This is a genomic window from Neorhizobium sp. BT27B, assembly GCF_050455485.1.
Taxonomy (GTDB): domain Bacteria; phylum Pseudomonadota; class Alphaproteobacteria; order Rhizobiales; family Rhizobiaceae; genus Neorhizobium.
In genome coordinates, this window is sequence record NZ_JBCIYT010000005.1 from 481,733 (window position 1) to 503,000 (window position 21,268).

At 58.1% G+C, this 21,268-nt stretch carries 23 protein-coding genes, 1 tRNA gene and 1 pseudogene; 14 read left to right on the plus strand and 11 right to left on the minus strand.

Annotated elements, in window-relative coordinates; all coding sequences use genetic code 11:
- Positions 1 to 57: 57 nt before the first annotated feature.
- Both AAIH70_RS16255 and AAIH70_RS16260 read right to left on the minus strand, forming a co-directional pair.
- Positions 58 to 591, minus strand: coding sequence for a hypothetical protein (locus AAIH70_RS16255; RefSeq protein ID WP_430034765.1), 534 nt, complete (start codon positions 589 to 591; stop codon positions 58 to 60).
- Positions 592 to 725: 134 nt separating this feature from the next.
- Entirely contained in the window at positions 726 to 1,589 is an 864-nt protein-coding gene (locus tag AAIH70_RS16260; RefSeq protein ID WP_430034767.1) for an MBL fold metallo-hydrolase, read from the minus strand.
- Positions 1,590 to 1,761: 172 nt separating this feature from the next.
- Between AAIH70_RS16260 and AAIH70_RS16265 the strand changes: the two genes are divergently transcribed.
- From AAIH70_RS16265 to AAIH70_RS16275, 3 genes are all read left to right on the plus strand, one after another.
- Positions 1,762 to 4,518 carry an ATP-binding protein gene (locus AAIH70_RS16265; protein ID WP_430034768.1) on the plus strand — a complete coding sequence of 919 codons (2,757 nt, stop codon included), beginning with the start codon at positions 1,762 to 1,764 and terminating at the stop codon, positions 4,516 to 4,518.
- A 124-nt stretch (positions 4,519 to 4,642) separates the two neighbouring features.
- Positions 4,643 to 5,419 (plus strand): alpha/beta fold hydrolase, encoded by a 777-nt coding sequence (locus tag AAIH70_RS16270; protein WP_430034770.1) that lies wholly within the window; start codon positions 4,643 to 4,645, stop codon positions 5,417 to 5,419.
- Between the two features lie 450 nt (positions 5,420 to 5,869).
- Positions 5,870 to 6,883, plus strand: coding sequence for a zinc-binding alcohol dehydrogenase family protein (locus AAIH70_RS16275; protein ID WP_430034772.1), 1,014 nt, complete (start codon positions 5,870 to 5,872; stop codon positions 6,881 to 6,883).
- Positions 6,884 to 7,018: 135 nt separating this feature from the next.
- Here AAIH70_RS16275 and AAIH70_RS16280 read toward each other — a convergent pair whose 3' ends face one another.
- The 3 genes from AAIH70_RS16280 to AAIH70_RS16290 all read right to left on the minus strand — a co-directional run bounded on the left by AAIH70_RS16280 (position 7,019) and on the right by AAIH70_RS16290 (position 9,299).
- Entirely contained in the window at positions 7,019 to 7,885 is an 867-nt protein-coding gene (locus AAIH70_RS16280) for an alpha/beta fold hydrolase (protein ID WP_430034774.1), read from the minus strand.
- Between the two features lie 161 nt (positions 7,886 to 8,046).
- Positions 8,047 to 8,928 carry an NAD(P)H-binding protein gene (locus tag AAIH70_RS16285; RefSeq protein ID WP_430034776.1) on the minus strand — a complete coding sequence of 294 codons (882 nt, stop codon included), beginning with the start codon at positions 8,926 to 8,928 and terminating at the stop codon, positions 8,047 to 8,049.
- 182 nt (positions 8,929 to 9,110) lie between these two features.
- On the minus strand, positions 9,111 to 9,299 hold the full coding sequence (locus AAIH70_RS16290; protein WP_430034778.1) for a hypothetical protein: 189 nt from the start codon (positions 9,297 to 9,299) through the stop codon (positions 9,111 to 9,113).
- A 198-nt stretch (positions 9,300 to 9,497) separates the two neighbouring features.
- Between AAIH70_RS16290 and AAIH70_RS16295 the strand changes: the two genes are divergently transcribed.
- From AAIH70_RS16295 to AAIH70_RS16320, 6 genes are all read left to right on the plus strand, one after another.
- On the plus strand, positions 9,498 to 9,851 hold the full coding sequence (locus AAIH70_RS16295) for an SH3-like domain-containing protein (protein ID WP_430034780.1): 354 nt from the start codon (positions 9,498 to 9,500) through the stop codon (positions 9,849 to 9,851).
- Positions 9,844 to 10,518, plus strand: a complete 675-nt coding sequence (locus tag AAIH70_RS16300; protein ID WP_430034781.1) for a nitrile hydratase subunit alpha — start codon at positions 9,844 to 9,846, stop codon at positions 10,516 to 10,518. Before AAIH70_RS16295 ends, AAIH70_RS16300 begins: the two co-directional genes overlap by 8 nt.
- On the plus strand, positions 10,518 to 10,862 hold the full coding sequence (locus AAIH70_RS16305; protein WP_430034783.1) for a nitrile hydratase: 345 nt from the start codon (positions 10,518 to 10,520) through the stop codon (positions 10,860 to 10,862). The genes AAIH70_RS16300 and AAIH70_RS16305 overlap by 1 nt, the downstream gene beginning before the upstream one ends.
- Positions 10,855 to 11,583 (plus strand): aquaporin, encoded by a 729-nt coding sequence (locus AAIH70_RS16310; protein WP_430034785.1) that lies wholly within the window; start codon positions 10,855 to 10,857, stop codon positions 11,581 to 11,583. The genes AAIH70_RS16305 and AAIH70_RS16310 overlap by 8 nt, the downstream gene beginning before the upstream one ends.
- A gap of 138 nt (positions 11,584 to 11,721) precedes the next feature.
- On the plus strand, positions 11,722 to 12,399 hold the full coding sequence (locus AAIH70_RS16315) for an energy-coupling factor ABC transporter permease (RefSeq protein WP_430034787.1): 678 nt from the start codon (positions 11,722 to 11,724) through the stop codon (positions 12,397 to 12,399).
- A 456-nt stretch (positions 12,400 to 12,855) separates the two neighbouring features.
- Positions 12,856 to 14,247, plus strand: coding sequence for a GntP family permease (locus AAIH70_RS16320; protein ID WP_430034789.1), 1,392 nt, complete (start codon positions 12,856 to 12,858; stop codon positions 14,245 to 14,247).
- A 920-nt stretch (positions 14,248 to 15,167) separates the two neighbouring features.
- On the opposite strand, the gene AAIH70_RS16325 is transcribed toward AAIH70_RS16320, so the two are convergent.
- Positions 15,168 to 15,244 (minus strand) — tRNA-Ile (locus tag AAIH70_RS16325).
- A gap of 333 nt (positions 15,245 to 15,577) precedes the next feature.
- Here AAIH70_RS16325 and AAIH70_RS16330 point away from each other — a divergent pair.
- The gene (locus tag AAIH70_RS16330) at positions 15,578 to 15,805 is read left to right on the plus strand and encodes a hypothetical protein (protein WP_430034791.1); all 228 of its coding nucleotides are present in this window, start codon (positions 15,578 to 15,580) and stop codon (positions 15,803 to 15,805) included.
- A gap of 121 nt (positions 15,806 to 15,926) precedes the next feature.
- Here the strand turns inward: AAIH70_RS16330 and AAIH70_RS16335 are convergent, their stop codons facing one another.
- The 3 genes and pseudogenes from AAIH70_RS16335 to AAIH70_RS16345 form a co-directional block, all read right to left on the minus strand.
- Positions 15,927 to 16,136, minus strand: a complete 210-nt coding sequence (locus AAIH70_RS16335) for a hypothetical protein (RefSeq protein WP_430034793.1) — start codon at positions 16,134 to 16,136, stop codon at positions 15,927 to 15,929.
- Positions 16,133 to 16,930, minus strand: a pseudogene (gene xth / locus AAIH70_RS16340) (exodeoxyribonuclease III). The gene AAIH70_RS16335 and the pseudogene xth overlap by 4 nt, the downstream one beginning before the upstream one ends.
- Positions 16,927 to 17,106 (minus strand): hypothetical protein, encoded by a 180-nt coding sequence (locus AAIH70_RS16345; RefSeq protein WP_430034795.1) that lies wholly within the window; start codon positions 17,104 to 17,106, stop codon positions 16,927 to 16,929. The pseudogene xth and the gene AAIH70_RS16345 overlap by 4 nt, the downstream one beginning before the upstream one ends.
- Positions 17,107 to 17,309: 203 nt before the next feature.
- On the opposite strand from AAIH70_RS16345, the gene AAIH70_RS16350 reads away from it, so the two are divergent.
- The 4 genes from AAIH70_RS16350 to AAIH70_RS16365 are packed head-to-tail and all read left to right on the plus strand — an operon-like array spanning position 17,310 to position 19,555.
- Positions 17,310 to 18,215 (plus strand): Ku protein, encoded by a 906-nt coding sequence (locus AAIH70_RS16350; protein ID WP_430034797.1) that lies wholly within the window; start codon positions 17,310 to 17,312, stop codon positions 18,213 to 18,215.
- Between the two features lie 11 nt (positions 18,216 to 18,226).
- A complete protein-coding gene (locus AAIH70_RS16355; RefSeq protein ID WP_430034799.1) occupies positions 18,227 to 19,036 on the plus strand; it encodes a Ku protein in 810 nt (269 codons plus the stop codon).
- Positions 19,033 to 19,368, plus strand: a complete 336-nt coding sequence (locus tag AAIH70_RS16360; protein WP_430034801.1) for a hypothetical protein — start codon at positions 19,033 to 19,035, stop codon at positions 19,366 to 19,368. Before AAIH70_RS16355 ends, AAIH70_RS16360 begins: the two co-directional genes overlap by 4 nt.
- Positions 19,349 to 19,555 (plus strand): hypothetical protein, encoded by a 207-nt coding sequence (locus AAIH70_RS16365; protein ID WP_430034803.1) that lies wholly within the window; start codon positions 19,349 to 19,351, stop codon positions 19,553 to 19,555. The genes AAIH70_RS16360 and AAIH70_RS16365 overlap by 20 nt, the downstream gene beginning before the upstream one ends.
- 67 nt (positions 19,556 to 19,622) lie before the next feature.
- Here the strand turns inward: AAIH70_RS16365 and AAIH70_RS16370 are convergent, their stop codons facing one another.
- Positions 19,623 to 20,492: a hypothetical protein gene (locus AAIH70_RS16370; RefSeq protein ID WP_430034932.1), complete on the minus strand. Its 870-nt coding sequence runs from the start codon at positions 20,490 to 20,492 to the stop codon at positions 19,623 to 19,625.
- A gap of 35 nt (positions 20,493 to 20,527) precedes the next feature.
- Positions 20,528 to 21,151 carry an alpha/beta hydrolase gene (locus AAIH70_RS16375; RefSeq protein WP_430034805.1) on the minus strand — a complete coding sequence of 208 codons (624 nt, stop codon included), beginning with the start codon at positions 21,149 to 21,151 and terminating at the stop codon, positions 20,528 to 20,530.
- Between the last annotated feature and the right edge of the window lie 117 nt (positions 21,152 to 21,268).

Consider the following 21,268-nt stretch of genomic DNA (forward strand, 5'->3'; position numbering starts at 1 on the left):
CGATCGCGGACACGCCGTGCTCGGCGCGGTGTGTCCGCAAAGTCGTTCGCTTTTAAGCTATTGAAGTCTCCGCTGCTCAAACCCGGCGATCTGGTGGCCTAGTTCGATCAGCGCCATGGAGATCAGATACTGGACCATCGTGGAATTGGTTCTTCGCGCGTACTCGTACGCTGCGATACAATGGTCTGTCAGTTCTGTTTCTGCAAATCCCACATCCCGAGCGATACGAAAGACCAGTCCCGTACTCACACCCGGCGTGCCTCCTGAGCCGGAGAACGAGTATCCTACCGCTTGCAGTTTTTCGTCATATGCATCCGAGACCCGGGCACGGAAACTGTGCCTGAAAGGCGACCCGGCGCGCGCAGATGAAGTAATCGCGGACGAAAATTTCACGCCATCCGCCCGGTGGATCAGTTCCACTACCTGGCGGAGGGAGATGCCGTCAGCGCCGACCGCGTTGGGCATTCCAAGGAAACGGCACAATGTCGGGTCCATCCTGAATGCGTCGGAGTTTGCATCCCACGTGTAGGCGCCGCAGTCCATCGAATCCCCGATCGTGACCCCGAACCGCCTCATATCGTTCTTTCGCATGAAATCCTTTCGTCGCGCAGATCATCATGATCAATCATCTCGACGCAATGAGGGTAAGCCTCCAAAGAGGGGGATACGGAAGTTTCGGTACGAGAGATCGCACTTTTGCCCGCGTTTCATTTCCGTGTTCGGCTTCATTCCATGACGCAAACGAAGCCCTGATCTTGGGCCTTTCCAACCCTGCAGCAAAACGGTTTCGCGAAATGGACGGGCATGAGCCAGGTGCCCGTCTCGCTCAGTTTCTCTAGCAGCCTGATCCGAGTCGGGACGGCCGCTTCCGTTTCCGAGCACGCTGATGAATTCCAGCTCGGGATGTGAACCTGGATCGGGTGATGGACGATGTCACCAGAGAATACCGCTCTCTCGTCACCCGCTGAAAGAATGAGATGGCAGTGTCCGTGTGTATGACCGGGGCTGGCCTCTATGAGCAGTTCGTCACAAAGCTGAAACGGGGCGTCTATCGGCAGCCACTGTCCGCTGTCGTTGATCGGCTGGATGGTGTCCGCGATCAAATTCAGATCGTCGCCCGACGGGGTTTCCTGCCCGGCCAGGCGCTCGAGCTCGGTTCGGGATACAAGGTACTTCGCGTTACGGAACGTCGGCACCCATTTTCCGTCGAGGAGACGCGTGTTCCAGCCCGCGTGGTCGATGTGGAGATGCGTGCAGAAAACATAATCTACGTCGTCCGGGTCAATTCTGGCAGCGGCCAGGTTTTCGAGATACCTCGAATTCATCATGGAGAAGAACGGGCTGTCGGGGCGATGCTTGTGGTTTCCGCTACATGTATCGACGAGAACGGTCAAATTCGGCAGTCTGATCAGCCAGCTGTGTATGGACCCTATAAGTCTGCCTTCGTCCGGAGCGAAATGGTCTGGCACCATCCAGTGCAGGTGCTTTTCGACCAATCGTTCATCCCAATCCGGCAGGAACGCCTTGGGAGGAAAACCGAGGCCATGATACTCCTCGATCCGCAAAACCTCCGCGCTTCCGATCCGCATTTACCACCCCCGTTTTCGTCGGTTCAGTTATTCCGTAGCGAGACGCCTCTTCAACCTGACTCTATGGCTAGGTATGTCCGAGGAACTTCAGGCCGTAAGGTGACGTTGCCGAATTGCGGCAGATTGCTTGCCCATCATTTGCGGGTTGTTCGAGGGGTTCCGAGCCATCCTGATGTCTACTTTCCTGTTTCTTGATTTTGAACTGGACGTCTCTCGTAGGTCGCTGGCGCATCGTGGCCAGCCTGTGAAGATCGGGTCACGCGCTCTGGACATCCTCGCCGTGTTGGCATCGCGCCAGGGTAAGCTCGTGTCGTCGAGCGAGATACTCGAGGCGGTATGGCCCAATAGCCTTTCCGCGGAGAATTCCCTCAGGGTCACTCTCGGTGCGGTCAGAAAGGCGCTGGCGGTCGCCGACGCGGGCACGCTTATCCAAACCGTCGCCGGCCGCGGGTACATTCTGTCGGCGACCGTTCGAAAAAAGGAACCGGCCGTCCATCCGGTCCAATTGCAGACCCTGAACAGTGGCAACTTGCCTGGAAAGGCTAGAGACGTCATCGGGAGGGAGAGCTTCGTAGCCCGAAGTCTGGAGCTTCGTCAGTCGCATGTGATGACGATCGTGGGCACAGGGGGCATCGGGAAAACCACCGTCGCTTTGGAAATTGCACACCTGCTTAAGGATGAACACGAAGCCGTATATTTTCTCGATCTGGCCGCACTCGGTTCAGCGGCCGCGATCGCCCCAAGCCTTGCGTCTCTGTTGGGGCTTTCGGTCTACGGCGACGATCCGCTGCCTGGGATAGTCGCGGCTTTGACGCAACGAAAAGTCTTGCTGGTATTCGACAACTGCGAACACGTGATCGCGGAGGCGGCCAGGATCATCGAGGGCATCGCTCGAACGTGCCCGGATGTTATGGTTCTCTCCACAAGTCGAGAACCGCTCTCCATTCATGGCGAAACCATAAGACGGCTTGGGTCACTCGACGTGCCGGACGAAGACGAGGTTTCGGCGCAGGCTATGCAGCGCTCGGCAGTGGCTCTCTTCATAGCCCGGATGGAGCAATCGTTCGAGATGGGCGCTCCGATCCGACGCGAGCAGATGGATATCGTAACGGCCATCGTGAGGAAACTCGAAGGTATTCCCCTCGCCATCGAGTTCGCTGCAAGCCGTGTCGTCGATCTAGGGCTGGAGCAGCTGTTGGCATCCCTGGACCAACCTTTGACCGTCCTAAGAAGGGGTCGCCGCACGGCCCCTCGCCGCCAGCAAACCCTACAGGCGACACTCGACTGGAGCTATGGCTTCCTTACAGAGAACGAGAGATCGGTTCTCCAGTCCCTGTCGGTTTTCGCTTACTCGTTTTCACGAGAAGGCGCGCTTGCCGTTTGTACAACGGCTGTCGGCCAAGAAGAAGCGGAGGACGCGATTTGGGGGCTACAGTCCAAATCACTTCTTTCGCGGTCGGAATCTGGGCGAGCTTTGCGCCTGCTCGATACCACGAGGGAGTATGCAGCGATCAAACTAGCGGCGACCGGACGGCGGGGCAACGTGCGTCTGGCTCATGCGTCGCTTCTCCTCGTCCGGATGCGCGAAGCCGAGCTCCAGTGGGACAAGCTTCAAACGGTAGAGTGGCTGAATGGCTACGGCATACTGATCCACGACCTCCGCCTCGCCCTGACTTTCTGCGAGGAGACCGGCCATACGCGCCTTTTCCACGAGCTTCTGGCCAACTCGGGCACGCTTTGGACCCAACTGGGGTTGATGAACGAACAATTTCGACACATCGAGAAGGCCGTGCGCGTGTTCGACCACGAACCGTCCACCGACGCTTTGCTGGAAACTCAGTTACGGTCAGCATACGGCTCGATAGCTTACAACGTGCAAAGCGTAGATGGCGACACGGAAGCCCGCCGACAATTCGAACTCGCAGCACGGTCCGCGCGATCGCTGAATGACCCCACGAGGCTCCTGAGAGCGGGTAGCGGCGTCTGCGCGCTCCTGACCACCCAAGGCCGCTATCACGCCGCGAACGCGGTCGCCTTGGAGCTACAACGGGACCTGGGTGAAGCCGCCGAGCCTGCGGTGAACCGGATCCTCGCCCACAACAGCCATTATCTGGGAGCGCACGATGATGCGTATAAGTATGCCATGCGTGCGCTGCGGGCTAATGGCCTCGCGGTCCGCGGCACGCTGACCAGCGGCGCGAATTTCGGTCAGAAAACCCTTTCGTTGATGGTCATGGCCAAAACCGCCTATATCCGGGGCCAAATAGACACGTCGCTCGAACACCTGGATGAACTGACGTCGGACATACTCCTCGTCGACCACCCTATATCGACTTGTCTCGGCCTCGCGGTCGGGGCCTGCCCTATCTATTTCGGGCTAGGTGAAATGGAACTTGGACACCGCTTTCTGAATACTCTCAGGGATATTTCGACTAGGCACTCCCTCTTCCGTTGGCGTGAATGGGTAGAAGGATACGAATATGCCGTTGGAGCCGGAGATGACGATAATGAGTCCGCGGTCGCGTGCCTCCGGCATGGAGGAAACGGACCGCGTCTCGAAAACGTCGTGGCGCTCGCTGGAAAGAAGGCCGGACCGGAACTGATTGATCTTGCTCTTTCCGGCGAAGCGGGTTGGTGCCACGCGGAGTTGGTCAGATTGAAGGGGGAGATCATGCTCGATGGCGGCGATAGCGGCGGGAGGGGTCTGCTTCTCGATGCGTACAGGATCGCCGTCGATCAGTCGGCTCTTACGTGGCAGCTCAAATGCGCCAGCAGCCTTGCGAGATACGGCAGCCACCATACTCGCAACGCCGACCGCGAAAGGGTCGAACGGACTCTGGATGGCTTTTCCGGCCCGCCGTCCAAAGTAGACGTGAAGGCAGCGGAAGCCACGCTAAAGCTTCTCTCCGCCGAGCAACAAGAAGCCTGAAACCCAAGCTACCTAAAATCTGGTCGCCACTCTGTCTGAACGCGATTTTTAGACCGAATGTACAATAACCGGGCTTGATCTCGGTGCTTTCTCGAACGGTTGAAAATCGAACGAGGATACCCCCATGTTCAAGAAACTGTTCGCATCCGCATTGTTTGCCACTTCACTGGCGAGTGTTCCCGCTTTTGCGGCCGATACGAAGCCTACCATCGTCCTTGTCCATGGCGCCTTCGCCGACGCCTCCAGCTGGACAGGCGTCATCGGAAAACTCGAGGCCGACGGTTATCGGGTAGTTGCCGTGGCCAACCCGCTACGCAGCGTCAAGGGCGACAGCGCCTATCTCAAGCGCATCGTCGCAAGCCTCGACACGCCCGTTGTTCTGGTCGGTCACTCATACGGCGGCGCGGTCATCTCCGAAGCCGCGACCACGGGCGAGAAGATCAAGTCCCTGGTTTACGTCTCCGCATTCGCACCAGAGGTCGGCGAGTCCGCCCTCGATCTCAGCGGCAAATTTCCCGGCAGCACGCTCTCCCCAACTCTCGACAAGCCTGTCGAATTGGAGAACGGCGCGAAGGACCTCTACATCCAGCAGGACAAGTTCCACAAGCAGTTCGCCGCGGATGTTTCCGAGAAGGCCGCTGCAGCCATGGCCGCCTCTCAGCGCCCCGTGACCGATGTCGCGCTAGGCGAGGCCGCCACCAACGCCGGATGGAAGGAAATTCCCTCGTGGTCCATTTTCGGCTCGGCTGACAAGAACATCCCGCCGGAAGCCATGAAGTGGATGGCCAAGCGGGCGAACGCGAAAGACACCGTGGAGGTCGAAGGCGCGTCTCACGTCGTGATGGTGTCGCATCCGGACCGAGTGGCTAAGGTTATCGAGGAAGCCGCCACGGCGCGTTGACAGTGAGTGCCGGGCCTCTGCAGTTCGAGGCAGGGGTCTGGTACGAAACCAGGGAGAATAGACAATGGTCTCTGTCGAAAATTAATCCTCCGCTGAGCGAAAAAATGCCGATCCCTCGCCATCGCGCTTGAGGTCGGCGCCCTTTCATAAAACCCCTTGAGAGCAGCGCCTCCGGCGGCATTGTCGAAGTCTTTTATAAAGGACGAGGCCGACAACACGACAGACCTCACGCGCGCTGTATTTACGGCAGTCGTAAAAACCCTCGGCTCAGCACAGCTATCAACGGATTCTCATCGTCTTACGCGGTTTACGGGTCGTCCCATCCATTGAAGATGCGGATATTCCTCCGGGCCTTCGGAGACCTTTTTGTACAATACGCTCCCTACGTCGACATCTACCGATGGCACCGCAGTCTGAACTGCATTTTTGTCGAGCGAAAAGAGAGATCTCATGAAAGCCATCGGATACAAAGAGGCAGGTGCACTGGATCGTACCGAATCCCTGGTCGACATCGACCTGGATCGACCCGTCCCGACCGGACGAGACCTCCTAGTCAAGGTCGCGGCGGTTTCAGTAAACCCCGTGGATACCAAGATCCGAAAAAGCATGTCGCCTCCGGACGGATCCTGGAAGGTACTCGGCTGGGACGCCGCCGGTACTGTCGAGGCGGTCGGCGACGATGTCGAAGACTTCAAGGTCGGGGAGCGCGTCTTCTATGCCGGATCACTTGTCAGGCAGGGGGCGAACGCCGAATTCCACTTGGTCGACGAGCGCATCGTAGGAAGAAAGCCGACAACGGTGTCGGACGTGGGCGCGGCGGCGTTGCCGCTCACGGCCATCACGGCCTGGGAGATGATGTTCGACCGTCTCGATGTCCGCACAGCAGTGCCTGGCGCCGCCGACGCTCTTCTCGTTATAGGCGGCGCTGGCGGTGTCGGCTCAATCACAATTCAAATTGCGCGCGCTCTGACGAATTTGACCGTGATTGCGACCGCCTCGCGACCAGAAACAATCGAATGGGTCAAGGACCTCGGCGCTCATCACGTGATCGACCACAGGAAACCGTTGGCCGAACAGGTGAAAGCTTTGGGGATCGGAGCGCCGGCGTTCGTTTTTTCCACGAACGAAACCAAGTCTCAACTTTCTGAAATCGTAGAACTGATTGCCCCGCAGGGTAGGTTCGGCCTCATAGATGATCCGGACAGTCTGGACGTGATGCCATTCAAACGAAAGTCGGTATCGGTCCACCAGGAATTTATGTTCACGCGTTCGATGTACAACACCGCGGATGTCGGCGAGCAGGGAAAGCTGCTGAACGAAATCTCCGCATTGATCGACGCCGGAAAGATCAGGACCACCGTCACCGAAGTCTTGCGGCCTATCAACGCCGCGAACATGAAGCTGGCGCATGCGAAGCTCGAGAGCGGGACAGCAAAAGGCAAGATCGTCCTGGAAGACTTCTGAATTTAGTCGTGAGCCAGGAGTTGGGTGGACTTCCCCGCTAGGTCACCGTGACCGAACGACGTCGGAGCCTGCCACTTTGAAAATCGAGCGCCACCTGTGTGGTGGCGCTCGAAATCGGTCCCATCCGGCGATAAATCAAAGCGCCTTCACCGTGTGGCTCTTGATGAACGCCCTTATTGTTTTCGCGCAAAACACGGGTTCCTGATGATGGGGGCCGTGCCCGGCTTGCGGGATAGTGAGAAGATGGAGCGACCTCCATTTCGTGGTCAACGAGAGCCAGTTCTCGACGGGGCACGCGATGTCGTGGTCACCGCTGATAACAAAAATTGGGCGAATACCGGATTCGAGCAGCTTCGCTTCCGCGCCATCGGGGTCGGGATAAATCGTCGTCCGGTCCTTTGCTTCGCTGAGAAGCTTCATGAATACCGATTCCGGAATTTGGGGCGATCGGTCTGCTTGGCGGCTCTCTATGCGATCGAGCGAACGCTTGGCTGCCTCCCGGCTCCGGTCCGAAGTCGGCTCGAAAAAGAGGATGGTCTGGTCCTCCAAGCCGTTGTTGGGATGCATCGCGGTTTCCATGAATAGGCGCTCGCCACTCTTTTCGGGCGTACCGGGAGGTGCGGTCCCAATCAGAACCGTGTGGGACACGAGATCCGGATGGGTCGCGGTGAATTTCTGGGCGACGACACCTCCGAGCGACCAGCCGCCGATCACGGCAGTCTCGAAACCAAGGAAATCGATAAGGTCCTTGGCATCTTTAACGAGAGATGCCCGATCATATGACGCGTTCCCGGTCGAAGCACCGAGACCGGAGTAGTCGTAGACGATCACCTCGAAGTCTTTCGATAGCTCATCAAGAAACAACGGATCCCAGGAGTCCATCGTGCCGCGGAATCTGACGTTCAAGACGATGGGAGTGCCACTTCCGAACTTGCGATACGCAATCTTGCGGTCGTGAAGGTCTGCGAATTGTGTCGGTGCCGTTGAGGCTGTGTCGGTCATGTCGGTTCTCCTTTGTCAGGTGTAAGGCTGCTTTTCTCAACGCTGGCCGTGCGAGCCTCGGACTACGCTTCCGAGGATCTCGCCGCCGTGGCCATCTTGTCGAAGCAGTCGGTGGGATCCGGTGATCAGATCGGTGATGTCCGAGCATTCTGAGACGAGCGCTACACCCGCTTGAATGCAGAAAGGTTTTCCTTCAGCCACTCGATGGCCGACCGTGGTGGATGACCAGTGAGTTCGAAGACCGTGGAAGTTGTCTCCGCCTGGATGGAAAGCCTAAAAAGACGGTCGAGCCCGAGTTGCAAATCCGCAATCATTTCGCTCACTCCCGTATTCAAGAGAACCTGTCGTTGTTCGCCGGGTGTGCGATGGTGATAAGTGATCTCCTCGTCGAGCAAGCGCGAGAGTTCGGCCGCGATATCGACCATACTCAGAGCTCCGGGTCCCGTTAGATGATAAGCGCGCTGCGCACCGGGGTCCGTGCGATCGAGCAGCACTGCGCGAGCCACATCTGCGACGTCGCGGGTATCGATAAGATTTACCCGTCCATCTCCCGCAGCGCCTCCCCATGTCCCTTGGGAGACGAACGCAGCCCTGCTCTTCAAGATATCGACGAAGGTAGAGGGCCGGAGCAGCGTGTAACCGACGTCGCGCCTCGACAGATGCGCCTCGATCTCTGTATGCCAATCGAAAGGATGAAGCGCCAGAGGTGGTCCCATAACCGACACCTTGACGATATGCGAGACCCCTGCATCGACGGCAGCGTCGATAAGTGCGATCTCGTTCTGCACCTGTCGTCCGTAGGTGCCGTGCACGAGGAACAGTTTGTCGGTTCCTTCGACTGCCTTCCTGAGAGTTGATGCCTGTTCGAAATCGACCACAGTAGGCGTGATCCCGCGAGGCAGACGTTCCGCGGACTGATCGCGTGAAAGAGCGACGATTTCGACATCGTCGCCCGCGAGTGCCGATAGAAGCGCGGACCCTATTCGGCCGGTCGCTCCTGCGACCGAGATACGTAAAGTGCGTTCACCTGTTGTGTCGGACATAATCTACCTAATCGATGATTTGGGGCGACGGGTTTTGCACGTCGCCATAAGGGAAATGGGCTCCGTCCGGGATGCCCGGTGGTTTTGCGAAGAAGTAACGAGCTCCGCCCATGTGTCTCGGCCGCTTCATCGCGGCGATCCTGCCGGATCGCCCGATCTCAGGGCAATTACCGACCCTGGGCCTATTCGAAGCGCCCGGAAGCTGGCGGGTCGCTCGCCGGGAACGATTCCATCAGGGCTTCGTCGAGCATTTCATCTAAACGCGATCTGGGAAATGTCTGCATTTCGAGGTTCAGGTCCTCGAACTCCGGTAGCGTTGCCGCACTGTCACGCAGGACTTCAAACGTGCTTTCAGTTGCCTTGGTCATCATCGGCTCTCCTTTTGACGAAGATCTGACCACGCACCACTTCAAGGATATTGGACGATTCGACCTTCCGATGTCTGGCCGGCACGTCGAGGAAAAGTAGATGGAAAGCGTCGGAGAGATTGACCGACCGGGTATCGGCTCGGACACCGAATTTTACAATAATAGCCTGCCTCCCAAGCATACATGTCTTCGAAAGATCCGATGGAGGTTTCGTTGTCATTACCGCTCGAAAAAATAGCTGTCGTTCCCGCGGCCGGGGAGACGCCCATCTACTCCGAAGGAGACGCCGTCGTTATCGCGACCCGTTCGCCTATCGGGCATTACCGGATGCCGACATATCTCCGCGGCAAAAGCGGAAAAATCGAAGCCATCATTCCGGAACGGGCCGTGGACAACGAGGAAGAGGGATACGGGCGCAACGCGGGCTCCAAGGGCTATTACTATCGCGTGGCCATCCCGATGACCGAAATCTGGCCGGACTACGTCGGTTCGCCGAATGACGGTCTAAGAATTGAGATCTTCGAAAACTGGCTGGAGAACGCTTCCGATGTCTGACGATCACGATCACGATCACGACCGCGGTCATGACCATAACCACGGTCATGACCACGACCACACACCTATTACCGCCGACGAAACGCCGAGCTACTTCGATCTCATGGAAACGGCGGTCCGAGAACTTCTTGTAGAACGGAAGTATTTCGGCGCGGAGGAAATACGTAGGCAGATCGAAGTACTCGACTCGCGCACTCCGGCTCTAGGAGCGAAGGTCGTAGCACGGGCGTGGACCGATCCCGGGTTCAAATCGCGTCTTCTGGCAAACGGCCGCACCGGGTGCGAGGAGCTGGGGATCACTTTCTACGACGACACCCAGCTGATCGTTTTGGAGAATACGCCCTCGGTCCATAACCTGATCGTCTGCACATTATGCTCCTGCTATCCGCGTCCAGTCCTCGGCCTTCCTCCTGACTGGTACAAACTGAAACCTTACCGCGCTCGGGCCGTCTACGAGCCGCGGGCCGTCCTGGAGGAATTCGGGACCTCCATTCCCGACGATGTCGAAATACGGGTGAGCGACTCCACGGCGATCATACGGTACCTCGTGCTACCGATGAGGCCTGAAGGAACCGAGCATCTCAACGAAGCGCAACTGGCCGACCTCGTCACTAGAGACGCGATGATCGGCGTTATCCAGGTCGTATACGACAAGGAGGCCGCATAATGGGTACCGAAGCTCTCGTACGAAAACTACCGAACGATATCGGTGGGGACGAAGCAGGCAAAATCGAGCGGGTCGAGCACGAGTTGCTTCCTTGGGAAAAGCGATGCCACGCGTTGGCGGATGTCCTCGATTTCCATAAGATCATCAACACAGAGGAAAAGCGACGCGGCGTCGAGTCCCTCGGCTCGGAGATGATCGGCAAGCTCTCGTATTACGAGCGGTGGATCGTCGCGTTCGCCAACATTCTCTTCCAGAAGGGCATTTTAACGCCGGGAGACTTGGCGGCTAAGATGTCGGAGGTCGAAGAGCGGTTCTCGGTTGTTCCGGCTGCACACCATGAATAGACCAACCAGCGTGCCCCACGGACGGAGTTTCTTCGAGCACGACCCCCGACTGCCCGTCTTTCGTAGGGCTTTTGTCGAGATGGTGGGCACGGCCTTTCTTGTCGTGGCCGTGGTCGGATCGGGAATAGCGGCGTCGAAGCACTTCGAGCCGCAACAACTGGCGGCATCTCTGATGGTCGCCGTCTCGATCGCGGGTTCGCTCGTAGGGTTGATAGTCGCGTTGGGAAAGGTATCCGGGGGGCATTTCAACCCACTGATCTCTTTCGCCCAATGGCTGAACAAGGAACGCGGGACCATCTGCACGGTGGCGTACATCGGCGGACAGGTGGTCGGCGGGGCCATCGGGGCGATCCTTGCGGCTACGATGTTCGGCTCCGCCATGCGCACGGAACTGGTCGCTCTCCCTTCTGTCGGCGGCTTCCTGAGTGAACTTGTCGCGGCTGCGGGCCTAATGACTGTCGTTCTAGGCTGCGCGCGCAGTACCAAATGGGAAACAGGCCCTTTTGCGGTCGGAGCTTGGCTGGTAGCGGCGATACTGGCCACACCTTCTACCTCCTATGCAAACCCGGCTGTAACCTTCGCCGTGATTTTCGCGCCCGGGCTCGTCGGCTTATCGCCACTTACATCGGCTGCGTTCGTTCTGGCCCAGGTAGCAGGAATGTTCGTCGCCATGGGCATCGCCAGCTTGGCTTTCGCCGAAGAAACGCCCGTTACCGACTGAGTGACGGGAAAGAAAAGCATTCCGAACCGATTGCGCACGACTAAGCCACCGGATGCCGCGAGACGGCATACTTCCGGCTGGTTCAGCGACGCCTAATCAATCTTCCACAACACATGATATCTGCTTTGGAGAGAACACATGCATATCGAACCAGGAATTGTAGATGGCTCGAAGATCGTGTTGAGCTATGCGACGGCGGGCTTCTCGGGCCTCTACGCGATCAATCTTGCCTTCGGCGAGATCAAAAAACGGGGCCTGCTGTCGCTTACAGCGCGAAGCGTAATCACGACGGCTTTGGTCTTCTGCTTTTTCGAAGTCTTGCCTCACTATCCCGTCGGCGTGTCCGAAGTGCATCTCATTCTCGGCTCGACGCTCTTCCTGTTATTCGGTATGGCGCCTGCTTCGATCGGGTTGGCGGTAGGCTTGCTGGCCCAAGGCATGTTTTTCGCGCCTTACGATCTTCCCCAGTACGGTATGAACGTCACGACGCTCTTGGTGCCTCTTTTCGCGCTTCAACTGGTCGCGACACGGACTGTCGCACCGGGTATGCGGTATGTCGACCTAAAGTATCGCCAGGCGCTCGCGCTCTCAGTCACTTACCAGGCAGGCATCGTAGCCTGGGTCGCTTTTTGGGCATTGTATGGACACGGCATCGCCGCAGACAATCTCGCCTCCATCGGGACATTCGGGGCTGCCTATATGCTTGTGATCGTGATCGAACCGCTTGCCGACATCTTGGTGCTCGCGATCGCCAAATCCAGCGCGACCATGTTCCGCAACGGGCTTTTCGAACCTCGCTTGCTCGGAGCCGCATGAGCGGGCATGCAGCCGAACGCAACGCTGGAGCGTCCGATCGGCTTCCTATATTCTTTAGAATTACAGTTCGTATCGGGGTGGCGCTGCCATTCCGATACGAGCGCGGCTGTCTTGTAAAGTAGAGCCGGGAAAACTAAGGCGAAGCAACTCGGCTCCTCTCGCCTCCCCCCTCGTTTCAGTTCATGCTCCATTTGCATCATCAAGCATGGCAGACGTTGCTGCGGCCCACCGAGGACCGGTGCGACCAAGGCAGACCGGGTGCCAGCCTGCCCGGATCCAGCAATTGATGCGTTGCAGTTGCGGCTAGATAAATCACCCACCACGTTACGCCCGAAGACATCTTGGGTTCGGATCCGACCCTCGGCTGTGCGGAAACGTACAAGAAATGCGATACCGATACCATACCATCGCGGCTTGCTAGCGAAAATCGCCCCGCGTGAAGCCTTGGAAAACCGAATGAACAACGATGACATTCAACTCCTTGCAATCGCCGCAGGAGGGGTCGGTCTCCTCGTGACATTGATCGTCTCCCGTACAAGACTGCATCCGCTGCTCGCTCTGATCCCGACGTCCATTTTAGTCGGTTTGCTTGCCGGAATGCCCATGGACAAGGTTACTAAGTCGATACAAGCGGGTGCGGGAGGGACGCTTGGAGCCGTTGGCTTGGTCGTGGCGCTCGGCGCGATGCTCGGCAAGATCCTTGCAGACAGCGGTGTAACGAATGGCATAGCAGAGGCGATCGTCCGGAGAACTCCTATCCGCATTCTGCCCTGGGCGATGTCCGGTGTTGCTTTCATAATCGGCATACCGATGTTTTTCGAGGTCGGCTTGGTCGTCCTTTTGCCGCTTGTCTTCAGCGTCGCTCGTAAGGTCGACGAGAGCGCAAGCGTCAAGGGATCTGCCTATGTCTACGTAGGCATTCCGGTAATAGCCGCACTGGCCGCGATGCACGGCATGGTTCCCCCTCATCCCGGCCCGCTAACCGCAATTGCCTCTTTAAAGACGAGCGTCGGCGCAACGATGCTTTACGGGTTTATAGCTGCGGTACCGGCGATCGTCGTTGGCGGGCCGCTTTATGGGGCATTCATCGTCCCTCGCCTCACCGTTAAGCCGGATGCGTCGCTCGTAAAACAGTTCTCAGAGGCGGAGACGACTGGACCGGGTCCGATGGAAGATCCACCCGGAGTGGCGATCAGCGTTACCGTCGCTCTGCTGCCCGCCATGCTGATGCTACTCAACGCGATATTAGAATTGATCATTCCGAAAGACGCTATGCTCGCACGGGTCTCCGCCTTCGTCGGGGATCCGGTGATTGCGATGCTCGTCGGCGTTTTTTTTGCCGCCACTGTCCTCGTCTACCGCAGATCGGGCGACGCTGAGAAATTACGGAACGCTTTGTCTTCCAGCGTTAAGCCGATCGCGAACGTCTTGCTGATCATCGCAGGTGGTGGAGCATTTCAGCGCGTATTGACCGATGCCAAAGTGGGAGATGCGATTATTCACCTTAGCCAGCATCTTCCGCTCTCCCCTCTGATCCTCGGATGGATGATATCGATGCTCCTGTCGGTTTCTACGGGATCAGCAACGGTCGGCATCGTGGGAGCGGCAGGGCTATTGGCACCGCTCGCCGTGGACGAGGCAGTGAATGCACCCCTCCTCGCGCTGTCCATCGGATGTGGCTCGCTATTCTTCAACTACGCCAATCATGCGGGATTTTGGCTTGTGAAAGAATCTTTCGGAATGACGATGGGCGAAGCTACGAAGACGATATCGGTAGTTCAGTCGATTGTGTCGCTGGTCGGCCTGGCGATGGTGCTGCTACTGAATATGTTCCCGCCATTGGCGTAGATCCGGGATGTAGCACACGGCTTTCATCTGAAGCAGAAAGGGCTCTCCCCATTACTGCACAATGGAGAGAGCCGCTCCAGCCAACTTGCCGAAGCGGCTGCCCGTCCATCTCGATTAGTCTCCTAATACCAAGGGGTTATCCGAGGCAAACCTGTATAGAATACCCCTTACTCAGTCGGTCTTTTATTATTTCCTTATGACGAGCGATCCCTTTCGTCACAACAGAGAGGAAATGCGAATGTCCCCGAAAATCAAGCCGAACAAATGGTACATGGTCGTAGCCGCAGCCACAGCGTTGCTCGCAGCAACCCCGCTGACTTCCAACGCCGCTACCACCTGGATCCCGGATCTCATATTTCCGCAGACCGGACCCACACTCACTTCGAGACCCGACCGCGTAGTCACCGGATCTATCCACCGCGGCGATAAGACCACCACCACGATCCGGAGCGGACATGGTGCGGCTACCGACCGGAACGATAAGAAGACGACGCGCGACTCCCATTCCAAATCAAGGGCGCGTCAACGATGAACGTACCTCAGTCATTCCGTCGACATGGCGGCACGATAGCCTGTGTGGCTGGGAAGGCGGTACCGAACTTGCACGCGGCGATCGGACTATATTTCCTGAGCATCGGGGCGGTTGCGCTCGCTTTCGCGCTTAACCGGGTGTGATTAGGGCCAAGAAACGCCGCGGTGCCACGTGCTCCAAAGTAACGCCGCGGCTGCCTGCCCTCCACCCGCCAGAAAAGATGCACAGCTTTCGATTTCGCGATGCGGAAGCGAGCGAGATAGGCGGCTTTGCGTGATAGTAGACCCTTAGGCGAACTTTCGAAATGGGTGGCGGCAGATTTGAATAGGTGACCCGCGTCTGCCCAGCTCGACAAGCTTCTAACCGATGGGTGGAGGTCTGAGTGTAGTGGTGGGCCCGGCAGGACTCGAACCTGCAACCAATCGGTTATGAGCCGACGGCTCTAACCAGTTGAGCCACAGGCCCGGCGCCTCTTCAATAGGTGGCATCCACGGCAAGCGCAACCCTCTTTCCGGCTACAGGTCAGGTTGACGCTACCCCGGAAGGACTAACCGGATGTCGCCGAATTCGATTCCGTTTCCCGTATCAAACCGAGCGATCGTACAATACTCGAACGGACCGCCACACGACTGTAAGCCCTGACCATGCAACTGGAGCAGGTCGGGCCGATCCCGTCATGATTGGCAACTGGGTTGCAGGCCCTTCGTCATAAGCCAGGGCCTAAGATGTAGAATTTGTATAGTAACGTAAGAGACGCGAACTGCGACACGCGTAGCTACTTCACGAAACGGTGTAATCATGGACTGGGTTCCGATCGCCTTCCTCACGTTCAAGTTTCTAGCATTAGGCGCGGCAATGTTCTTCGCCATCAAATGGCATTACGATCAGGGAGAGAAGCAGGATTGGCGGGCGTTGTTACTCGTAAGCGCAAAGATGGCAGCGATCTTCATGTTTGCGCTGCTCGTCGTTGGGCTTTTGGCGTTCGCGGTAAGCGGAGTGCTTGGCTTGGACCTTGGGCTCCCGTGATTCTATTGTACCCCAGGACTAGCCGTCTCGCTGGCCGACACGTCCCGCGCAAGAAACACCGCAGTGGAGCGCTAAGCTCGAAACCTCCGGATGAAGGCGGTCCCCTCGCGGGCGGTCATCATTAAGTTGCTGCTGGCCAGTCGTTAGCAGGTCCGTCGATCACAGAGCCATCATCGGCTGGGTCGGGATCCTGCTCGTACGCGATTATGAGTTTATCTGCCTCCAGACGTAGCGTCCGTAGCACCTCCTCGTGCGGAGCACCATCGACTACGAATTTGTCGACGAGATCCTCAAGCTTGAGCCGGAGACCGGCTTGCCATTCTACACTCATTTCCTTTTCCTTTTAATTGGGTTTTCGGAAAGTTCGATCCATGCAGGGGCGTGATCGCTCGTGTGCTCCCAGCCCCGGACATGCCTATCGACTTCTGCCTTCGCAAGCCGTTTGGCGAGATCATGACTGAGCAGAAAGTGATCCAGTCGGAGCCCGGCATCGCGCCCGTAGGCATTCCTGAAATAGTCCCAGAACGTATAAATGCGCTCGCCTGGATGAAACTCTCGAATGGCGTCGGTCCACCCCTGCCCAACTAGCGCGCGGTATGCATCTCGCACCTCGACGCGGAAAAGTGCGTCGTCCTTCCACCGCTCCGGTTTGTAGACATCAAGTTCCGTCGGCATGACATTGTAGTCGCCAGCGAGTATGACGGGTACATCGAGTTCGAGCAGTTCAGCGGCATAATCATGCAGACGCTGTAACCACCGAAGCTTGTATTCGAACTTTGGGCCGGGATATGGATTTCCGTTCGGAAGATAGAGGCCTCAGACCACGATACCGTCCACGATCGCCTCGATGTAGCGGCTCTGCTCGTCCTCCGGCTCGCCGGGGAGACCTTTCCGCGTCAGAAGCGGCTCCTGTTCACGAGCGAGTATTGCCACCCCGTTCCAGGATTTCTGGCCGTGCCAGACGGCACCGTATCCGGCGTTCTCGATTTCATTGACTGGAAAGCTGGCATCGGGAGCCTTCAGTTCCTGAAGCACGACGATATCCGGGCACGCCTCGTCCAGCCACCTGAGTAGCACTTCCAGACGACCGTTCACGCCGTTGACGTTATAGGTAACGACCTTCACTTGCGCTTATGGTCGCCCTTGTCACCCTCGCCCGACTTCGCTTCGTGCTTGGCCTCGTGACGCTTGTCGGCAGACAACGATCGGCCGACATCGACGGACTCCTTGAACTGGCCCTGCTCGTCGCGGCGGACGTAGCGCTTGTCAGTTCCGGTATCGATCAGTTCACGCTTGCTCATAGTGCTCTCCTTCGGTTGTATCAAAGGAACAACTCACGAGCCGGCGAAAAGATGCATCGATTCCAGCCGCTTGATCTCCGTCCTCCGGTTGCAGTGAGAGGCTGACCCAAGCCACTGAAAAAGAGTCGCTTTTCGTTCTGGAACGATTCGCCAAGTGATTCGGTTGAATCGCCTAAGTTGCGTCAGTTGCGTGGGAGAGTTCGATGGCAGGCCAGCGTGCACAATGGAAAGGGTTCATCAAGTTCGGCGAAGTGACTGCGGGCGTTGCGCTCTACACTGCGGCATCGACCTCCGATCGCATCGCGTTCAATACGATCAACAAAGCTACGGGAAACCGGGTCAATCGCGTGTTCATCGACAGCGAGACTGAGGAGCTTGTCGAAAAAGAGCAGCAGACTAAGGGCTTCGAGATCGACAACGGTCAATACATCATCATTGACCCTGATGAGGTGGCGGCAGCGATCCCAGAAAGCAACAAGACCCTCGAAGTCGAGGCGTTTATTCCCTGCTCGGACGTGGACGACGTCTATTTCGACAAACCCTATTATCTGACCCCGGACAAGATGGGCTCGGATGCCTTTGCCGCTCTGCGTGACGGGATGCGCAAATCCAAGGTTGCCGCCATCGCCCGCACGGTCCTGTTCCGCCGCATGCGAACCGTGCTCATACGCCCTCACGGCAAAGGCCTGATCGCGACCACCCTGAACTATGACTATGAGGTCCGTTCATCGAAGAAGGCTTTCGAGGAGATGCCGAAGATCAAGATCGAGGGCGAGATGCTCGATCTGGCGAAACACATCATCAGCACCAAGAAGGGCGACTTCGACCCGGCAACCTTCGACGACCGATACGAAGCAGCGCTCGAGGAACTCGTGAAGGCGAAGATCGAAGGCAAGTCAGTCCCGAAGCGGAACAAGGTCGAGGTATCGAAGCCCGACGATCTGCTTGCGGCTCTAAGGGAGAGCGCTGGTCTCGGCAAGAATACTGACGACAAACCGAAACGCGCTGCCGCCAATGCCAATGCTGGCAAAGGCAGACAGCGCGCCGCGCGCGGGGCGGCATCGAAGTCAGCCGCTTCGAACGCTGCCCCGCAGCGCAAGTCAGCTTGAGGAGAGGAATGATGGCGCTTCGCCCATATTGGAAGGGATACCTCAAGCTGTCGCTGGTCACCTGCCCGGTCAACATGACCCCGGCGACCTCGGAATCTGAGAAGGTTCGCTTCCACACCCTCAACAAGGAGACGGGCAACCGGGTCGTATCCCAGTACGTCGACTCCGTCACACGAAAACCAGTTCGTGATGAGAACGAGGCCAAGGGATATGCCCGCGGCGAAAACGACTACGTCATCCTGACCGACGACGATCTCGACAATGTGGCGCTCGACACGGTCAGGACGATCGATATCGAGAAGTTCGCTCCGGCGGACAGCATCGAGTGGGTCTATCTGGAGAAACCCCACTACCTGATGCCGGACGACGCCGTCGGCAACGAAGCGTTTGCCGTCATCCGAGATGCGATGAAGGCGGACAAGGTGGTGGGGATATCAAAGCTCGTCATCGGCCGCCGCGAGAAGGCCGTAGTACTCGAGCCTCGCGACGACGGCATCGTCCTATGGTCGCTCCGCTTCGGCGACGAAGTCCGGCCAGAGGAAAACTACTTCGAGGATATCGATGACGAGGCAGATCCTGATCTGATCCCGCTCGTCCAGAAGCTGATCAAGCAGAAAACCAAACGCTGGACCCCGGACATGGTCAGCGATCCGATTCAGGAGAGCCTGCTGGCACTGATCGCCGAGAAGAAGAAAGCGCTCAAGCCGCGGAAGAAGACCGGGAAGTCTAAGGAGGCCGCTCCAGCATCCAACGTTGTGAACATCATGGACGCTCTCCGCAAGTCGGTTGCCGATGAGCTCAAGGCGAGGAAAGCCGGATGACCAAGGGCGAGACCGAAATCGAGCTGTGTGAACCAGTACCGTTTCTCTATTACGAAAACGGGCAGATCGCAGTTACGGATGGCACCTCCGTCTGGCTGGTGATCGTCACATGCGACGCGATGATGGCGACGGCACAGCCGCCGGAGAAGTCGTTACGCCGCCTTGTTCGTTATGCTGGATACTACCGCGATCTGGCAGCGGCAGCGATCGACAGAGGCGACGGGATCGACGGCAAGGTATGGGTCACGGAAGCGAATGTGCTTTCCGCTCCCCCCGCCCGACCATCAGTTACGGCTGGCTCGGAGGTAACCCATGCCAAGCTCGGTCCATGAATATCGCGGCTACCGGATCGCCATCTACAGCCCTAGCTGGCACTTTGCGGTCGTGACGCCACCGGGAAGCAACCGGGTGATCGTATTCGGCAATGAAAAGCCGACTGCGTCGGTCGTGGAAGGATCGGAAGCATGCCTGACCCGAGCCGAGGCAGTCGTCGACGGGATGATTGAGAGAAAACAGTAGCCCGAAGTGGGTAAGCTCGTCTCCCGATCTTGAAGCGCTCAATCCCGTCAACATTGGAGACTGATGGTCACTGTACACGGATCTCGCCACGCCGACGGGCTTTCGCTTTCCGTCGAGCCTCCCGAAGCTCATCCAGCGTCGGCTGCCACCAGCCACGGGCCAATTCGTCATCGCCCGGCTCCGCCCGGGCTGGCCACGTGTGGACAAGCTCGTCTGCGGTCGGCGAGCGCCACATGGCCCAGACATGTTCTTCGTCAGCATGCGGGTACAGCTCGGCGACCTCTTCCGAATCCACCAGCTCGCCCGTCACTTCGGTGAAGACGACGATCCCGTATCTGATGGTCGCCACCGGACGATCAGGCGGCGGCAGGTCGTCGCTCGGCACCGGGAGTCGTTTCCTGCGGCGCTCCACGGATCGGCGCTTTGCCTGCGCTTCCTCCTCGGTCCCCTTCCGGGCCTCGGCGCGCTTGCGCCGCTCTTCCGGCTCGTTTCGTTTCGCAGCCGCCTCTATCGTTTCCCATCGGTGCTGCAGGTCGTCGTAGGAAGCATACGGGACCTCCCAGACCTTCTCGTCGCCATTCCATCGCGCGAACGGGATCTGCCTCAACTCTTCCACGACGGTCCGCGAATAGGGCGTCCTGATCCGGAAGCCGCGGTCATAGACCGACAGATATGGACTTAGGATGGGTTCGAACTCGTAGGCATCGCGACCGCGTTCCTGCTCGAATGGATTCCTTCGAGCAGCTTCGGCGACCAGCCATCGGTCGATGCGGCGGCGGGCGGTTGTTCCGGGCACCGTCCACGCCTGAAGTGCGTCGCTCCAGCGGGCACGCGGGAAGGTCTCGCGGAAACGGGCGACGGTCATCCGGTCGAACGCGAAAGACACCGTCTCTTGCTCCTTATCGGGATCATCGTTTTTGTCAGCTTCGCTTTCCATTACGAGGAAACGTCTGGCTGCCACGGCGGTTTCCATCATAAGAGTGTCTTCCGTAGAAATTGAAGAGCTCTCTCCGCACCGCCCGGCGAGATCGTGTGCCCGACTGCTGGGAGGATATCGATTTCGACATTGAAGCCTGCGGCTCCAAGCTGGCTCGCTGCCATCGTCGATGCCAAGGAAGGTATCGTCCTATCGTCCTTTCCGTGCACCAGAAGGACAGGCGTCTCGCTGCTCTGCGATGAAACCTGCATCGGCGCGAGGAGACCAGCGAACGAGACGAGCGCGCCCACCTGCCATCGGCCGGAAGCGACGCCATCAAGCGCGACGATGGCACCCTGTGACACCCCGACAAAAGCCACACGGTCAAGCGTCGCCTCGAACCCTTCTCGACGAATGATCTCGGACACGGTTCGGTCGAATCCCTCCCGGGCTGATTTGATGTTTTCGGGAGCCAGGGGATTGCCGTCGATACGGAACCACTGATGTCCCCGCCAATGCGTGAACGGAGCATCCGGAGCGGCGAAGCGACTATTCGGAAGGGCTGCACGCCAGGAAGTAGCGAGCGGCATCAACTGCGCACCAGAAGCACCGATGCCGTGGAAGAAGATGATAAGACTATCCTGAGCTGGCATGCCGATCCTGCGGTTGATGGAAGACAAGCCAAGGGCGCTCGACCATTGCCGGGAGCGCCCTCAAACCCCGCGCAAGAACATCGACGCGCGACGGAGAGGTCGCTACGGAGGCTGCGCTGATTGCGGGGCGGCATTGATTAGGTG

Bases quoted from the DNA above. Each gene is read 5' to 3' on its own strand.
- AAIH70_RS16255 (WP_430034765.1), bottom strand. From the start codon at position 591: ATGCGAAAGAACGATATGAGGCGGTTCGGGGTCACGATCGGGGATTCG.
- AAIH70_RS16260 (WP_430034767.1), bottom strand. From the start codon at position 1,589: ATGCGGATCGGAAGCGCGGAGGTTTTGCGGATCGAGGAGTATCATGGC.
- AAIH70_RS16265 (WP_430034768.1), top strand. From the start codon at position 1,762: ATGTCTACTTTCCTGTTTCTTGATTTTGAACTGGACGTCTCTCGTAGG.
- AAIH70_RS16270 (WP_430034770.1), top strand. From the start codon at position 4,643: ATGTTCAAGAAACTGTTCGCATCCGCATTGTTTGCCACTTCACTGGCG.
- AAIH70_RS16275 (WP_430034772.1), top strand. From the start codon at position 5,870: ATGAAAGCCATCGGATACAAAGAGGCAGGTGCACTGGATCGTACCGAA.
- AAIH70_RS16280 (WP_430034774.1), bottom strand. From the start codon at position 7,885: ATGACCGACACAGCCTCAACGGCACCGACACAATTCGCAGACCTTCAC.
- AAIH70_RS16285 (WP_430034776.1), bottom strand. From the start codon at position 8,928: ATGTCCGACACAACAGGTGAACGCACTTTACGTATCTCGGTCGCAGGA.
- AAIH70_RS16290 (WP_430034778.1), bottom strand. From the start codon at position 9,299: ATGATGACCAAGGCAACTGAAAGCACGTTTGAAGTCCTGCGTGACAGT.
- AAIH70_RS16295 (WP_430034780.1), top strand. From the start codon at position 9,498: ATGGAGGTTTCGTTGTCATTACCGCTCGAAAAAATAGCTGTCGTTCCC.
- AAIH70_RS16300 (WP_430034781.1), top strand. From the start codon at position 9,844: ATGTCTGACGATCACGATCACGATCACGACCGCGGTCATGACCATAAC.
- AAIH70_RS16305 (WP_430034783.1), top strand. From the start codon at position 10,518: ATGGGTACCGAAGCTCTCGTACGAAAACTACCGAACGATATCGGTGGG.
- AAIH70_RS16310 (WP_430034785.1), top strand. From the start codon at position 10,855: ATGAATAGACCAACCAGCGTGCCCCACGGACGGAGTTTCTTCGAGCAC.
- AAIH70_RS16315 (WP_430034787.1), top strand. From the start codon at position 11,722: ATGCATATCGAACCAGGAATTGTAGATGGCTCGAAGATCGTGTTGAGC.
- AAIH70_RS16320 (WP_430034789.1), top strand. From the start codon at position 12,856: ATGAACAACGATGACATTCAACTCCTTGCAATCGCCGCAGGAGGGGTC.
- AAIH70_RS16330 (WP_430034791.1), top strand. From the start codon at position 15,578: ATGGACTGGGTTCCGATCGCCTTCCTCACGTTCAAGTTTCTAGCATTA.
- AAIH70_RS16335 (WP_430034793.1), bottom strand. From the start codon at position 16,136: ATGAGTGTAGAATGGCAAGCCGGTCTCCGGCTCAAGCTTGAGGATCTC.
- AAIH70_RS16345 (WP_430034795.1), bottom strand. From the start codon at position 17,106: ATGAGCAAGCGTGAACTGATCGATACCGGAACTGACAAGCGCTACGTC.
- AAIH70_RS16350 (WP_430034797.1), top strand. From the start codon at position 17,310: ATGGCAGGCCAGCGTGCACAATGGAAAGGGTTCATCAAGTTCGGCGAA.
- AAIH70_RS16355 (WP_430034799.1), top strand. From the start codon at position 18,227: ATGGCGCTTCGCCCATATTGGAAGGGATACCTCAAGCTGTCGCTGGTC.
- AAIH70_RS16360 (WP_430034801.1), top strand. From the start codon at position 19,033: ATGACCAAGGGCGAGACCGAAATCGAGCTGTGTGAACCAGTACCGTTT.
- AAIH70_RS16365 (WP_430034803.1), top strand. From the start codon at position 19,349: ATGCCAAGCTCGGTCCATGAATATCGCGGCTACCGGATCGCCATCTAC.
- AAIH70_RS16370 (WP_430034932.1), bottom strand. From the start codon at position 20,492: ATGGAAAGCGAAGCTGACAAAAACGATGATCCCGATAAGGAGCAAGAG.